At 69.4% G+C, this 14,952-nt stretch carries 14 protein-coding genes and 1 pseudogene; 4 read left to right on the top strand and 11 right to left on the bottom strand.

The window, feature by feature from the left end; translation table 11 throughout:
• The first annotated feature begins 24 nt into the window (after positions 1–24).
• Both IG65_RS0110785 and IG65_RS36765 read left to right on the top strand, forming a co-directional pair.
• The gene (locus IG65_RS0110785; protein ID WP_036523986.1) at positions 25–1,614 is read left to right on the top strand and encodes an alpha-(1->6)-mannopyranosyltransferase A; all 1,590 of its coding nucleotides are present in this window, start codon (positions 25–27) and stop codon (positions 1,612–1,614) included.
• Positions 1,611–2,804 carry a phytoene/squalene synthase family protein gene (locus tag IG65_RS36765; RefSeq protein ID WP_081879387.1) on the top strand — a complete coding sequence of 398 codons (1,194 nt, stop codon included), beginning with the start codon at positions 1,611–1,613 and terminating at the stop codon, positions 2,802–2,804. Before IG65_RS0110785 ends, IG65_RS36765 begins: the two co-directional genes overlap by 4 nt.
• A gap of 329 nt (positions 2,805–3,133) precedes the next feature.
• On the opposite strand, the gene IG65_RS0110795 is transcribed toward IG65_RS36765, so the two are convergent.
• Positions 3,134–3,502 (bottom strand): Rv2175c family DNA-binding protein, encoded by a 369-nt coding sequence (locus tag IG65_RS0110795; protein WP_030514736.1) that lies wholly within the window; start codon positions 3,500–3,502, stop codon positions 3,134–3,136.
• A 136-nt stretch (positions 3,503–3,638) separates the two neighbouring features.
• On the opposite strand from IG65_RS0110795, the gene pknB reads away from it, so the two are divergent.
• Positions 3,639–5,621 (top strand): Stk1 family PASTA domain-containing Ser/Thr kinase, encoded by a 1,983-nt coding sequence (gene pknB / locus IG65_RS0110800; RefSeq protein WP_036523989.1) that lies wholly within the window; start codon positions 3,639–3,641, stop codon positions 5,619–5,621.
• Positions 5,622–5,628: 7 nt separating this feature from the next.
• Here the strand turns inward: pknB and IG65_RS0110805 are convergent, their stop codons facing one another.
• From IG65_RS0110805 to IG65_RS0110815, 3 genes are all read right to left on the bottom strand, one after another.
• On the bottom strand, positions 5,629–5,943 hold the full coding sequence (locus IG65_RS0110805; RefSeq protein ID WP_146097653.1) for a hypothetical protein: 315 nt from the start codon (positions 5,941–5,943) through the stop codon (positions 5,629–5,631).
• Positions 5,944–6,089: 146 nt separating this feature from the next.
• The gene (locus IG65_RS0110810; protein WP_030514739.1) at positions 6,090–6,482 is read right to left on the bottom strand and encodes a hypothetical protein; all 393 of its coding nucleotides are present in this window, start codon (positions 6,480–6,482) and stop codon (positions 6,090–6,092) included.
• A gap of 13 nt (positions 6,483–6,495) precedes the next feature.
• Complete coding sequence (locus IG65_RS0110815; protein WP_030514740.1) at positions 6,496–7,881, bottom strand: class II 3-deoxy-7-phosphoheptulonate synthase; 1,386 nt, start codon at positions 7,879–7,881, stop codon at positions 6,496–6,498.
• A 169-nt stretch (positions 7,882–8,050) separates the two neighbouring features.
• Here IG65_RS0110815 and IG65_RS0110820 point away from each other — a divergent pair, with 169 nt between their 5' ends.
• Complete coding sequence (locus IG65_RS0110820) at positions 8,051–8,566, top strand: polyadenylate-specific 3'-exoribonuclease AS (protein WP_030514741.1); 516 nt, start codon at positions 8,051–8,053, stop codon at positions 8,564–8,566.
• A gap of 75 nt (positions 8,567–8,641) precedes the next feature.
• Here the strand turns inward: IG65_RS0110820 and IG65_RS0110825 are convergent, their stop codons facing one another.
• From IG65_RS0110825 to IG65_RS0110855, 7 genes and pseudogenes are all read right to left on the bottom strand, one after another.
• Positions 8,642–9,367 (bottom strand): 1-acyl-sn-glycerol-3-phosphate acyltransferase, encoded by a 726-nt coding sequence (locus IG65_RS0110825; protein ID WP_030514742.1) that lies wholly within the window; start codon positions 9,365–9,367, stop codon positions 8,642–8,644.
• 320 nt (positions 9,368–9,687) lie between these two features.
• Positions 9,688–10,749 (bottom strand): ROK family protein, encoded by a 1,062-nt coding sequence (locus IG65_RS0110830; RefSeq protein ID WP_030514743.1) that lies wholly within the window; start codon positions 10,747–10,749, stop codon positions 9,688–9,690.
• A 404-nt stretch (positions 10,750–11,153) separates the two neighbouring features.
• Positions 11,154–11,516: pseudogene (locus IG65_RS39770) on the bottom strand (hypothetical protein); the annotation flags it as partial.
• Positions 11,513–12,814, bottom strand: a complete 1,302-nt coding sequence (locus tag IG65_RS0110840; RefSeq protein WP_336622520.1) for an ArsA family ATPase — start codon at positions 12,812–12,814, stop codon at positions 11,513–11,515. The gene IG65_RS0110840 and the pseudogene IG65_RS39770, both read right to left, overlap by 4 nt.
• On the bottom strand, positions 12,811–13,248 hold the full coding sequence (locus IG65_RS0110845) for an SRPBCC family protein (RefSeq protein WP_030514746.1): 438 nt from the start codon (positions 13,246–13,248) through the stop codon (positions 12,811–12,813). Before IG65_RS0110845 ends, IG65_RS0110840 begins: the two co-directional genes overlap by 4 nt.
• A gap of 23 nt (positions 13,249–13,271) precedes the next feature.
• On the bottom strand, positions 13,272–13,655 hold the full coding sequence (locus IG65_RS0110850; RefSeq protein WP_030514747.1) for a hypothetical protein: 384 nt from the start codon (positions 13,653–13,655) through the stop codon (positions 13,272–13,274).
• Positions 13,656–13,778: 123 nt separating this feature from the next.
• Complete coding sequence (locus IG65_RS0110855; RefSeq protein ID WP_030514748.1) at positions 13,779–14,951, bottom strand: glycosyltransferase family 4 protein; 1,173 nt, start codon at positions 14,949–14,951, stop codon at positions 13,779–13,781.
• Position 14,952 lies beyond the last annotated feature (1 nt).

A 14,952-nucleotide genomic window follows, 5' to 3' on the forward strand; every position in this document is an offset into this window, starting at 1 on the left:
GACACTGCCCCCGCGACAGCGCCGATGACCAGCACCGTTACCACGGTGCCGGTGACCACCGTGCCGGTCCCCGAGCCGGCCGTGCACACCGTGCGCTGGTGGGTGCGCTGGGCCGGCGACTTCTTCCGCAGCCCCGAGGGCCACGCCGCCCTGCTCGGCTTCTGGGGCGCGGTTCTGATCACCTTCGGCGGCTTGGGCGCCGGCGCGGTGCGCCGCAGCGATCCCCTGCTGGAAGCGGCCCACCTGTCCTGGCTGCGATTCGGGCACGGCTACGCGCTGGCCACCATCGTGGTGTGGCTGGGTGTGCTGTCGATGATCATCGCGTGGGTCCGGTTGGGACGCATCACCATCGGCACCGGCGCCCGTCGCGGCCCCGGCAGCACCGTGACGCTGAACGAACTGCGGGTGATCGTCGGCATCTGGATCCTGCCGCTGCTGTTCGCGGTGCCCATGTTCAGCCAGGACGTGTACTCGTATCTGGCGCAGGGCGCGCTGTTGCGCGACGGTTTCGACCCGTACAAGGTCGGGCCGGTGGTGAATCCCGGTGTGCTGCTGGACAATGTGAGCCCGGTCTGGACCACCACCACCGCACCCTACGGCCCGATCTTCCTGCTCATGGGGCAGGCCATCACCAGCATCACCGGTGACAACGTGGTGGCCGGCACCATCGCGATGCGCCTGGTCATGCTGCCGGGACTGGCCCTGATGATGTGGGCCGTCCCCTATATGACCAAACACCTCGGCGGTAAGCCGACGGTGGCGCTGTGGCTGGCGGTGCTCAACCCGCTGGTGCTGATCCATCTGATCGGCGGCGTGCACAACGAGATGCTCATGGTCGGCCTGATGGCGGCCGGCATCGCCCTGGTGCTGGAGCGCCACCACGCGGCCGGCATCGTGGTGGTCGCGATCGGTGTCGCGATCAAGGCGACGGCCGGGGTGGCGCTGCCGTTCCTGGTCTGGATCTGGATGATTCACGAACGCGAGCGGCGAGCCGCGGAGAACAAGGGGCCGCTGCCGCACCCGATTCGGACCTTCGTCAAGATCGCGGGCCTCGGCGTGTCGGTGTTCGCGGTGGTCTTCGTGGCCGCCTCCGCCGCCGCGGGTGTCGGTATCGGCTGGCTGACCGCGCTGTCGGGGTCGAAGAAGATCATCAACTGGCTCTCGCTGCCGACGATCATGGCGCACATGGTCACCTGGGTGACGCCGCTGAATCTCGGCGAGGTGCTGGTGTGGACGCGTGGACTCTGCGCGCTCGCACTGGTCGCCATCCTGGTGTGGACCTGGTGGCGCTACAAGAGCTCCGAACGCGATGCGGTGATGGGCATTCTCATCGCCTTCGTCGCGATCGTGATCCTGTCGCCGGCGGCGCTGCCCTGGTATTACTCGTGGCCGCTGGCGCTGGCCGCCGGGTTCGCCATGTCGACCACCACCCTGATGATCCTGGTGGGGTTGTGCACCTGGTTGATGCTGGTGTTCCAGCCGGGCGGCTCGATCGGCCTCTACAACGTCTGGCACGTCGCGGCGGCCACCTTCGTCGCCGTGGTGGCGGCGCTGTCGCTGCGCAAGGTGGATCCGCTGCGGCTGCGCGCCGATTCGGGCAGACCCAAGCAATGACCGGCCGCGGCGCCGACGCCGAACTGGCGGCCGCATACCGGCATTGCAGAGCCATCACGGCGGAACACGGCCGCACCTATTTCCTGGCGACCCGGTTACTGTCACCGCCGCAGCGGTCGGCGGTGCACGCGCTCTACGCGTTCGCACGTACCGTCGACGATGTCGTGGATTGCGCCGAAAGCACATGCGACGCGGCCGATTTCGGCGCGCTCGGCGCCCAGCGCTCCGGGGCGGCAAGGGATCTCGCCTCCGGTCGCATGAGCAGTCAGGCCGCGCCCGATTCCGGAAACGCCGATCTCACGGCGGCATTGCGCCTGGACCGAATCGACACGCAACTCCGTACGGCACTGAAGGATGCGGGGCTCCTCGCCGAGATGCGGTGGGCCGCTGCCTGCACAACGGAGGCCGAGACCCCGCTCGCGGAAAGCGTGGCGATCGACGGCCCGGTACTCGCCGCCCTCGTCGACACCGTCGCCCGGTATCGCATTGCGCCCGAACACTTCCGGGTGTTCCTCGATGCCATGCGGATGGATGTGCCGGGTAGCCCGCTGTTCCGGAATCGGTATGCGGATATGGGCGAATTGCGGGAGTACATGCGCGGTTCCGCCGCGGCGATCGGACTGCAACTGCTCCCGATCCTCGGCACGGTGGTGCCGGTGGCCGAGGCCGAACCGGCGGCCGCCGCGCTGGGTGAGGCGTTCCAGCTCACCAACTTTCTGCGGGATGTCGCCGAAGATCTCGATCGCGGGCGCATCTATTTGCCGGGCGACGAACTCGCGGCCTTCGGCGTCGACGCCGATCTGCTCGCTCACTGCCGGCGTACCGGCCGGACCGATCCGCGGGTCCGCCGCGCCCTGGCACATCTGATCGCGACCAACCGCGCGGTCTATCGCACCGCCGCGCCGGGCATCGATCTGCTCCGGCCGCGGGTACGCCCCGCCATTCGCACCGCGGCCGTGTTGTACGGCGGAATCCTCGACGAGATCGAGCGCCACGACTACGCCGTATTCGACCGCCGCGCAACGGTTCCCACCGCACGGCGGCTCCGGGTCGCGGTCACGGAATTGGGTTCCGGATTGCGCCGCCCGGCGAATCCGGCCTCGCCGCTGCGCGCCCCGCTCCCCCGCGTTTCTCACACCGCGGTCCCCCGCGCGTTCCGCACGGCACGGCCGAACGTGCCCCGCGCCTGACACCGAACTCACCGTCACCGACGGACCTCTGCCCCGCCATCGCCCTCGACCCGTACACGGCGACCACCGCGCGGCACACCTACGACGGCCTGCAGGCCGCGCTCAGGGCCGCCACCGGCGTCACCGCGGTCGAACTGCCCGACGCCGACCGCCACTGCGCGGCGGACGCCTGAACGGACGGTTTTTATCGCCCGAGCCTCGACCATCCGACCAGGATGGTCAGCTCGTACCACCCGAACCTGGCGGGCACGACCGCCACCGCCGACTATCTCGCGCGGCACTCGCAGCGTTGAGCGGGCGCGCTCCCGATCCGGGACCGAACGCTCCCCTCAGAACGGTTCGGACGCGGCCCGGCGGACGACCTCGCGGGCGAGCGGCCCGTGCATGGCGTCGATCGGACGGCCGGGCAGGGTGTCGTCCTCGGCGTACATCCACTCGAGGATTTCCTCGTTCGAATATTTCGCATCCCGCATCACCGTGATGAGGCCGGTCAGGGGCTTGACGACCGCGCCCGAGGAATCGAAGAAATCTTTCGGGATACCGGCGATACCGCCGCGGCGGATCGCGATCAATTGATGATCGCGCAGCATCTGATGCACTCTGGTCACCGCGATGCCGAGTTGTTCGGCCACATCCGGCAACGGGAGCAGGGTTACCGATTCGGGAACGACATCGTCGCTGCAAGGAAATGCACTCACCCGCACAACGGTAGTCCGTCGGCATCCGGATACGGCGTACGCCCGGTTTCGACGGGGGCGTGAGCACGTCATCAGCGACCATGACGGCGCACGCCTATACGATCGGGGGTGCCGTCACGGGGGCGGCAACCGCTAGGTGAAATTCGGAGGACAGCAGTTGATCGGCCAGACGCTGGACGGGCGCTACCGCATCGACGCGCCGATCGCGCGCGGTGGGATGTCGATGGTGTTCCGGGGAGTCGACACCCGGCTGGACCGGCCCGTGGCGATCAAGGTGATGGACCCCAAGTTCGCCGGCGACCCGCAGTTCCTGACCCGCTTCGAATTCGAAGCCCGCTCGGTGGCCAAGCTGAAGCACCCCTCGCTCGTGGCGGTCTACGACCAGGGCATCGACGGGGAGTATCCGTTCCTCATCATGGAGCTCGTCGAGGGCGGCACCCTGCGCGAACTGCTGCGCGAACGCGGCCCGATGCCGCCGCACGCGATGCGCGCGGTCGCGGAGCCGGTGCTGCGCGCGATCGGGGTCGCGCACGCCGCGGGACTCGTGCACCGCGACGTCAAACCGGAGAACGTGCTCATCTCCGATGCCGGTGAGGTGAAGATCGCCGACTTCGGCCTGGTGCGGGCGGTGGCCGGCTCGAATATGACCTCGGCCAGCGTCATTCTCGGCACCGCGGCGTACCTGTCGCCGGAACAGGTCACCGCCGGGAACGCCGACGCCCGCAGCGACGTGTACTCCTTCGGCATCCTGATCTTCGAAATGCTCACCGGCCGTGCGCCGTTCACCGGCGACACCTCGCTGTCGATCGCGTATCAGCGGGTCGAGAAGGACGTGCCGAGCCCGAGCCGGTTCATCGAGGGCGTGCCGCCGGAGTTCGACGATCTGGTCGCGCACGCCACCGCCCGCGAACCCGCGCATCGCTTCGCCGATGCCACCGAGATGGCCGCCGAACTGAATCGCATCGCCACCGTGCTGCATCTGCCCGACTACCGGGTACCGGCCCCCCGGGAATCGGCCGAACACCTGTCCGCGCGATACCGCGTCGTGCAGACCCCGGCCGCGGCCCCCGGACCGGCCCACACCCCGCAGCCGGTCACCGAGGCGACGACCCGGCTCGCGTCCGAACCGTCCCGCACCCGGGTCATGACCGCGGCCCATCCGATGCCCGAGCCCGAACCGGAGCGTCCGCACCAGCCACCGGCCCCGCCACATCGGCCGGAATTCGTACCCGATCGCGGCAGATCCCGGCGCCGGGTGCTGATCTGGGCGGCCGTGGTGGTGGTGCTCGCGCTGCTGCTGGGCATCGGCGGCTGGTGGCTGGGCGTCGGCCGCTATTCGTCGGTGCCGGCGATCGCCGGGATGACCACCGAACAGGCGACCGCGAAGCTGAAGGACGCCGGATTCGGGACGACCGTGCGCGACAAGGCCTCCGACATCATTCCGGTCGGCGGGGTGGTCGGCACCGATCCCTCCGCCGGGGCGAAGGTGCTGAAGGGGTCGACGGTCGCCGTCCTGGTGTCCAGCGGACAGCCGCACGTGCCGCAGTTTCAGCCCGGCCAGGACACGAAGACGGTGAACCAGCTCATCCGCGATGCCGGGCTCACCCCCGTCGACGGCGGCGAGAAACCCAGCACCGCCCCGAAAGGGTCGGTGGCGCAACTGGATCCGTCCCCCGGCACGGTTCTGCCGACCGGCGCGCAGGTGAAGGTCTACCGCAGTAAGGGTTCGCAGCCGGTGAAGCTGCCCGATGTGCGCGGCAAGACCGTCGAGGAGGCGAAGGCGGCGCTGCAGAACGCCGGACTCTCCGTCGGTGACACCCGCACCGACTTCGACGCGAGGATCAAGTCGGGTCAGGTCGCGGGCACCGATCCGGCCGCCGGCACCCAGGTGCTCTCCGGCGCCACGGTGACGCTGATCGTCTCCGACGCCATCCAGGTTCCCGATGTCACCGGCAAGAACGCCGCCGTGGCTCGCTCCGAACTCGAGGGGATGGGCCTCAAGGTCGTGCTGAACCAGGTGTTCAGCGGCGACCGCGGGACGGTCCGCGTGCAGTCCCCGTTCGGCGGTTCGAATGTGGCGCCCGGATCCACGGTCACCCTCACCGTCCTGCCGTTCTGATCCGCGCTCAGCCGAGCACGCCACCCACATCCGCGCCGCCGAGCAGTTCGGCCTCGCTGATGCCCAGCCGCCGACTGGCCAGGTCGAGCGCCTGCTGCAGCACCGCGCTGGCACTGGCGCCCACCACCTGGGAATGTTCGAGCCGGCCGTTGCCGCGCACCACCCGCACCCGGCAGCGCCACGCGATTCCGGCGCGGTCGACCTCCGGGCGTTCGATCACGATCGTCACCGGGACACCGTCGATCTCGAGCACATGTTCGGCGAGGGCGGCGATCGGCCTGCTCGCAGTTTGCAATCCCCTGGCTACCGATGCGCTCTGCATAGCGATCCTCTCAGCACATTTCCCGCACAGCCCATTGCCGCTGCAGGGTCACGCCTGGAAACCTAGTGCAGGTTCGAGCGTTCAGCAACTGGACAGCTAACTTTTGCGGATCATGTCACGATCGCGTGGTTCCCCGGCAGGCGGTGTCAGCCGACCGCCAGCAACGGATCACCGGTCTCCGGATCGTTGATCGCCACCACCGCCGCGGTGGTGAACACCTCCACCGGCACCCCGCCGATACTCGGGCTGATGTTGGTGGTGATCTGCGCGGCGGCAGCGGCAGGCGCGTAGCCGTGGGACACGTCGAACTCCCAGGAGATCTCGTAGCCCCAGCAGATGTTGAAGATCAGCAGGCGGCTGCCGTCGCGCAGCACGACCTCCGACGGAATCCCGTCGCGGTCGCGATCGCGCAGCAACCGCAGGATGGTGCGATCGGCGTTGCCGATCCGGAGCGCGCTCTGCGCGCTGGCCGGCCCTTCCCCGCGCGGGCGGCCGTCACCGCGCGAGGGGCCCTCGTCATTGCGAAATACGACGTCCACTACGGCCGATCCGTCACCGCAGCATCTCGGCGACCAGGAATGCCAATTCCAAGGACTGCTGGGTATTGAGGCGCGGGTCGCAGGCCGTCTCGTAGCGGTCCTCCAGGTCCAGATCCGAGATGTCCTGGGCGCCGCCGAGGCATTCGGTGACGTTCTCTCCGGTGAGCTCGATGTGCAGGCCGCCCGGATGGGTGCCCAGTGCGTGGTGCACCTCGAAGAAGCCCTGCACCTCGTCGACGATGCGGTCGAAGTGGCGGGTCTTGTAGCCGGTGGAGGATTCGTGGGTGTTGCCGTGCATGGGATCGCACTGCCAGATCACCTGATGTCCGGTGGCCTGCACCTTCTCGATGATCGGCGGCAGCACGTCGCGCACCTTGGTGTTGCTCATCCGCGCGACCAGGGTGAGCCTGCCCGGCTCGTTGGTGGGATCGAGCCGCTCGACGTATTCCACCGCCTGATCCGGCGTGGTGGTCGGGCCGATCTTGATGCCGATCGGGTTGGCCAGCAGTTCGGCGAAGGCGATATGGGCGCCGTCGAGCTGCCGGGTGCGCTCACCGATCCACAGGAAGTGCGCGGACAGGTCGTAGAGCACCGGGTCGCCGGCGGCGTTGTGGGACAGCCGCAGCATCGCCCGCTCGTAGTCGAGGACCAGCGCCTCGTGGCTGCAGTAGATCTTGGCCGACTGCAGGCTGGGATCCTGCACCCGGCAGGCGTTCATGAACGCCAGGCCGCGGTCGATCTCGGAGGCCATCTGCTCGTAGCGGGCACCGGCCGGCGACTGCGCGACGAAATCGCGGTTCCAGTCGTGCACCTTGTGCAGATCGGCCATCCCGGCGCCGGTGAGCGCGCGCACCAGGTTCATCGCCGCGCTGGCGTTGGCGTAGGCGCGCACCAGCCGCGAGGGGTCGTGCTCGCGCTGGGCCGCGTCGGCGACCAGCGCGTTGACCATGTCGCCGCGATAGGACTTGAGGCCGAGTGCGTCGACATCGGCCGAGCGGGGTTTGGCGTACTGGCCCGCGATCCGGGCCACCTTCACCACCGGCAGGCTCGCGCCGTAGGTCAGCACCACCGCCATCTGCAGCAGGGTGCGGATGTTGCCGCGGATATGCGGCTCGGTGTTGTCGGCGAAGGTTTCCGCGCAGTCGCCACCCTGCATCAGGAAGGCCTCGCCGCGGGCCACCTCGGCCAGTCGCAGGCGCAACTCCTCGACCTCGGCGGGCACGCACAGCGGCGGCACACTCTCGAGGACGGTGCGCATGGTGGCGGCCTGCTCGGGATCCCACGACGGCTGCTGCAGGGCGGGGCGGGCGAGTGCGGCGTCGAGTCGCCGACGGAGCTCGGCAGGCAACGGTGGCAGTTCCGGCAAGCGATCGATCGGTACGTCGACGGTCCAGTTCACCAGATCAGAATACGGACCTTCCGCAATCCCGGGGTAACCCGGAGGGTAGGGGGCGATGATTACGTCGGCGCGGGCGGGGCCGTAACCTCGAGCCGGGCCGGGTCGGGCGGTTCGGCCGAGATATCACCGCGAGCGCCGGTGTACGCCGAATCGGAAAGGGCACGACCGCGTGAAATATTTTTATGACTGCGAATTCATCGAGGACGGGGTGACGATCGATCTGATTTCGATCGGCGTGGTCTGCGAGGACGGTCGGGAATATTACGCGGTGTCAACGGAATTCGACCCCGAGCGAGCCGGGCAGTGGGTACGGCGCAATGTATTGCCGAAACTTCCCTCCCCCTCCTCGCCGCTGTGGCGCAGCCGGCAGCGCATTCGCGACGACCTCTATCAATTCCTGGTACCGCGACCGACCGTGCGTCCGGAATTGTGGGCGTGGGTGGGGGCCTACGACCATGTGGCGTTCTGCCAGTTGTGGGGGTCGATGGTGGATCTGCCGACGGCACTGCCGCGCTACACCAACGAGCTGCGCCAGCACTGGGATCACCACGGCCGGCCGGAGTTGCCGCCGGTGCCGGCCGACGCGCACGACGCGCTGGCCGACGCCCGGCACAATCTCGCCAAGTACGAGGCCATCGAGGCGTTCCGGCGCAGCGGCGCGATCACCGGTATCGATCGGCGGTAGGCGGCGGGCGCCGCGCTGCCGATACGACTCGGCCCCCGGACGGTTGTCCGGGGGCCTAGAACGTAACGGCGAAAGTCAGCTCGCCAGGGTCTCCGGGATCCGTTCGGCCTCGGGGCGGCTGCCGGAGGGCACGCCCTTCTTCAGGCTGGCGGCGTAGACGTCGACGTACTCCTGACCCGACATCCGCATCAGCTCGTACATGATCTCGTCGGTGACGGCCCGCTCGACGAAGCGGTTACCGCCCATTCCCTCGTAGCGGGAGAAGTCGATCGGCGCACCGAATTTCACGGTGACGCGGCGGCGGCGCCACCGGAACGGGCCGGGAGGGCACACCTCGTCGGTCCCGATCAGCGCCACCGGGATCACCGGCACACCGGTCTCCAGGGCGAGGCGTGCCACACCGGTCTTGCCTTTGTACAGGCGGCCGTCGGGCGAGCGGGTGCCTTCCGGGTACAGGCCCACCATGCGACCCTCGCTCAGCAGTTTGCGAGCGGTGTTGAGCGCATCCTCGGCGGCGCTGGCGCCGCTGCGGTCGATCGGATACTGGCCGGTGCCGGAGAAGAAGAACTTCTGCAGCCGGCCCTTGAGTCCGGGCGTGGTGAAGTATTCGGCCTTGGCCAGATAGGTGATGCGACGCGGGCTCAGCAACGGGGTGAACAACCAGTCGGTGAACGACAGATGATTGCCGGCGAGGATGACTGCTCCGTCGGCGGGAATATTCTCCACGCCCTCGACCTTCGGCCGGTTGTAGATGTGCATGAAGGGCCCGACCAGCACGAATTTGAGCAGCCAGTAGAACATTGCGTCCTTTCCCCTGTGATTGTCGAACGGGACCGGCCTCGTCGCAGGCACCTCCGTCGGCACCGACTCTACCGTCGCCGACCTGCTGCGACCAACCCCACACGAGGTATTTCACATGCCCGCAATCACATCGGTGAAATCGGGTACACATGAGGTGCTTACATGCGCGAAAACCGACCGGGCGTCGAGCGAATCGGCGAGATGTATGACGCCCCGGATCGTTTGCTCCCTACCTCGTGCGACCCGGCCGCCCGTTCGACGCCCCGGCGCGAGAAGCCGATCCGCTTCCCGTCGCGCGGCATCGGCGGGGAGGACGAAGACTATTCCCGGCCCGCGGCGGAGCGAGGTCGGCTCACGACCGCCGAATCGACACCGCTGCCGGTTGTCCGCGAACGCCCTTCGGCCGCCCCGGTCTCGAGCGCCGTGCGCGCGAGTTCGGCCGCGCCGATCATCCCCGCCGCCTCACCCAGTTGCGTGGTGCGGATGCGGGCCAGCGGGCGATGACGGCCGCCGGTGATGGCGGCGGCGTAATGCTCGCGCGCGTCGTCGAGGAACAGCGGCGCCGAGGAGCTGACGCCACCCGCGATGACGATCAGGTCGGGATCGAAGATGTCGCTGACGAACGCCAGTCCCAGCCCGAGCCAGCGGGCGAAATCGGCCATCACGTGCAGCGCCACCGGATCACCGTCGTGGGCCGCGCCCGCGACCCGGCGCCCGGTCAGCGATCCCGGATCGCCGACCACCTCGCGCGCCAGGATCGTCGAGGGCATCGGATCGGTGGCCAGCATTTCGATCGCGGTGTCGACCAGGGCGGTACCGCTGCAGTAGCGCTCCCAGCAACCGCGTTTGCCGCACGGGCAGATCCGGCCGTGCGGCACCACCTGCAGATGGCCCAATTCCGGTGCGACGCCGTAACTTCCGCGATACAGCCGCCCCTCCACCAGCAGCGCCGCGCCGATGCCGGTGCCGATGGCGACCAGCACGCCGTTGTGCGCGCCCGCGGCCGCGCCGAACCGGTATTCGGCCCACATCGCCGCGTTGGCATCGTGTTCGAGGATCACCGGCAACCCGAGCCGGCGTCCGAGCCGGCCGGCGACCGCGGTGTCCTCCCACGGCAGATGCGGCGCGAAACGCACCGAGGAGCGGGATTCGTCGACGAATCCGGCGACCGCCAGCCCGACCGCCCCGATGTCGTGGCGCGCGCACAGTTCCCGGACCGCGCGGTCGAGGCCGTCCTCGAGTGCGTGCGCCGAATGCGGCGTCGGCGCCTGGACGGTGTCGAGCACCTCCCCGTCCCCGTCGACGACCGACGCCCGGATATTCGTCCCGCCGACATCGATGCCGACGGTGAGCGGAGCCTCTCTTCCGACCCTGCTGGTCATTTCTTGATCCGCACCGGGATGGGAACGTATCCGGGTCGCTCGACCGAATCCCGCCCCCGCCCAGCACGTTCGGCCGCGCGCCGGCCACCGCGGCGCGCCTTGCTTCCTTGATCGTCGGCCGCCGGCTTCGCGCCCCGGGCCTTCTCCGTAGCGCCGCCGCGCTCGTCTCCGGGCGCGTCCGCATCCCGTCGGACACCCTTCGCGCGGCGGTCGGCACCGGGACCACTGCCACGCGCGTCGGCACCGGGACCACTCCCGCACGCTTCGGCCCTGGGACTACTGTCGCGTGTTTTGGCCCTCGGATCACTGCCGCGTGTTTCGGCTTCGGTCCCACTGCCGCGCACCTCGGCACCGCCGTCCGACACATCGCCGGCCGCCCCGCCCGCGATCCACCCGTCGTGCTCCGTTCGCTCCGAACTCGGATCGGCGCCGACTTCCGTTGCCGCGGAATCGTATTCGCCGGATTCGTCGTCGGCGTCCGGAAGGTCGTCCGGGAGCAGCGGTTCGACCGGCACTCCGGCCAGCGCCTCGCGCAGCACGGTCACGATCGCGGTGCCGTGGTCGGCCACCGCGGCGACCACCTCGTGGTGTTCGCCGCGAACCAGCGCCGCGGTCGCGCAGACGGGACACCAGCTGCAGCTGTCCCATTCGCGGCCGTCGGCGGCCGCGCGGCGCAGGGCGGGTTCGACTCGTTCGAGCAGGGTTTCGGCAAGGGCACGCAGTTCCTGGGCGAATTCGCCGAAACTGTCCTCGTGGGTGTGGGTCATTGCGGCCAGACCCCCGGGTCGGGCCGGAAACGCACGATGAGCTGCTCACCGTCGAGTTCGGCGCTGTCGACCGTGCACCGCCGCAATACCGGCGCCAGTCGTAGCCGCCGCCGGACCCCGTCCGCTCCCACGATCACATCGTCCTCCACTCGTCCGAGTCGCAGCGTGCCCGGGTCGACCACCGGCAGGCGCATCCGCAGCGTGAATACCGAATCCAGCCCGGTGCCCGACTCCCACCGCACCTCCGGCTCCCCTGCCGCGGTGCCCGGCTCCGGCGTCGTGTCGCCCAGCATAGGGTCTGGTTCGGCAGTCGGCGGGTTGCCACGAACGGGCAATGCCTGTGCCAGCGCCGACAACGCCCGCGGTCCGACCGGTTCCGGGCCGCTGTGATGGGCGATCACCACGGGCACGTCGGGCATCCGGCGGCGCAGGTCCGCGATCACGTCGAGTTGTTCCGCGCGCCGCTGCAGGTACCACTGCACCGCGGGGTGCGCGCCACCGTCGGCCGGCGGCACCGGTGGCAGCACTTTGTTCACCACCACCGCGTCCAGACGTATACCCAGAAGCGCCGCCGCCGAACGCACCCGCGCGGATTCGGCCAGCGCGACCCGTTCGGCGCCGGTGATAAGCCGCGCCCCGGTGCGGTGCGAATCGGCGAGCAGATCCCGAATCGCCGTGACCGCGGCCGCTATCCGCTCCACCGTCGCCGCCAGCACCGCGCGCCGCATATCCGTACCGGTCGCGCTCATCACCCGGGCATGGGTCGGCCAGATTCGCTCGAGGTAGCCGAGCAGGGTGTCGGGTGCGGTGACGATGCGCAACATATCCGCCGAGGGCGGGCAGTCCACGATGATCAGATCCCAGTCGTCCTCCCCTGCGAACTGGGCGATCTCGGTCAAAGCCAGTAGTTCCTGCACGCCCGGCAGTCCGGTGAGTTCGGCCGGATCGAGCGCGGCGAGGTCGATGCCGTGATCGTGGCCGGCGCCGGACAGCATCCGCGCGACGTCGCGGAACCGATCCTCCAGCAGCGCAAGCGAATCGATCTCGATGACGTCGAATCCGGGGGCGACGGTCACCACCCCGGCAACCGTGCCGGGATCGTGCGCGAAGCGGAAACCCAGTGCGTCGCCGAGCGAATGAGCCTGGTCGACCGAGGCGACCAGCACGCGCTGTCCGGCCTGCACCGCGGCGATGGCCGCCGCGCAGGCGAGTGTGGTCTTACCGACTCCGCCCTTGCCGATGAACAGTTCGAGACGGGTCGTGACGGCACCACGACCGCGCTGCGGAGGCCGGGTCAGCCTTCGACCCGTTTCTTGAGTTCTTTGAGGGCCGTATCGGTGATCACCTTCTCGGCCTTGCGTTTGAACATCCCGATCATCGGGATGGTGAGATCCACGGTCAGCTCGTACACCACCTGGGTGGTTCCGTCGGGCTGCTCGATGAGCTCGTAGGTACCGTCCTGCGCCTTCTGCAGGTCACCGCTGACCAGTTTCCAGCTCACCGCCCGGCCGTCGGCCCGCCAGGTGTAGGACAGCACGTAGGTGTCCTTGACGACGCCGGCGTCCAGCACGAATTTCGCCGTGCGGGCCCGTCCGTCGGGGAAGGTCTCCAGTACGTCCACCGATCGTGCCGCCGATACCCATTCGGGATACGACGGTAGATCGGCGATGACGGCCATCACCCGATCCGAGGGGGCATCGATGGTGATCGACCTCTGGGTCCGGTCGGCCATGACTGACAGCGTTTCCTTTCGACCTAGCGTGACGGCGCCACACCGGCCGGACGGCCGGCCTCCAGCCGCGATTTCACCTCGAACGACATCTTCTTGCCGGCTACCCGCCGGGAACGGTTGGCGGCCATCAGGGTTCGGGGCGAGAGTGCGGCCGCGCCCGGCGGTTCGGCATGCATGAAGTAGTGCAGGATCACCCCGTCCAGCGACGGCTCCAGCCAGACCTCCATGGTGCCGGTCAGCGGCCCGCTGACCGACCAGCGAATTCCCTTGTCACCCCGGTCTTCTCGCACCTCGAGGGTGAGGTCGGGCCACCAGCGGTGCCATCGCGACCGATCGGCCAGGACCTCGGCGACCGCGGCGCCGGGCGCGGCGACGAAGGTCTGGTCGGCCACCTGGATGCTGCTCACGGCTGTGGCTCGCTGCTGCGCTCGCTCATGAGGCCCGAGCCTACTGGGTCGGAGCCCGGAGGCGGTAACGCAGTGCCGAGCCCGCGCGACCTGCCCTCACGCGCGGCCGGGGCGCCGGCCGGCTCACCGGACGGAGCCGTCGGATCCCAGGACACCGGAATGCGCGCCGGGATCGAGCAGACCGCGCAGCCGGCCGCCCAGAACGTCCCAGCGCCACTGGTCGGCGACCCATTCGCGACCGGCGGCGCCCATCCGCGCCGCGGCGTCGCGATCGGACAGGATGTCGACGACGGCGGCGGCCACGGCTCGTTCGTCGCGCCCGTCGACCACTGTGCCGGTGCGGCCCTCGAGAACGGTTTCCGGTGCGCCGCCGGACTTTCCGGCGACCACGGGCACGCCGGTCGCCGATGCCTCCAGATAGACGATGCCGAGGCCCTCCACGTCGAGCCCGGCGCCGCGGGTGCGCGAGGGCATCGCGAAGACGTCGGCGAGGGTGTGGTGGGCGGCCAGTTCGGCGGCGGGGACGCGCCCGGTGAACACCACGTCCGACTCCAGGTCCAGCGCGCGCACCAGCGCGCGCAACTTCTCCTCGTACGGGCCACCGCCCGCGATGACCAGCACTGCGCCGTCGATGCGGCGGCGGATCTCGCGCATCGCCAGAATCAGCATGTCCTGGCCCTTGCGCGGGACCAGCCGCGACAGGCACAGCACCGTGGGCCGCTCGCCCAGGCCGTACCGGGCGCGCAGTTCCGCCCGCGCGGCGGGATCGGGACGGAAGACGGTGCTGTCCACCCCCGGCGGCAGATATTCCAGGGCAGCCTGGGCGCCGAAGGCTGCGGCGAAGCGGCGGCGCGTGTATTTGCTGACGTAGGTGACGACATCGGTGTGGTCACCGATCACGCGCAGCACCTGCCGGGCGCCCGGCAGCATGGACCAGCCCACCTCGTGGCCGTGGGTGCTGGCGAGGATCCGATCCGCGCCGAAGCGGCGCAGCGCCGGGGACATCAGGGCCAGTGGTGCGGCCGCACCGAACCAGACGGTGTCGCATCGTTCGTCACGCAGCAGCGTGGCGGCGCGGCGCAGCACCAGCGGGGTCGGCAGCATCAGGGTGGTCGGGTGGCGCACGACCCGGAACGGCTGCTGGGCATCGAACCGCAGATGGGAGTCGCCGCGCCAGCGGGGCGCGTAGACCACGAGGTCCTCCGGCGGCATCCGCAGCGCGAGCGAATGAACATACGACTGGATGCCGCCCGGCCGGGGCGGAAAGTCGTTGGTGATCAACAGCGTGCGGCCCATG

It is taken from the genome of Nocardia sp. NRRL WC-3656, from assembly GCF_000720265.1.
In the GTDB taxonomy this organism is placed as follows: domain Bacteria; phylum Actinomycetota; class Actinomycetes; order Mycobacteriales; family Mycobacteriaceae; genus Nocardia; species Nocardia nova.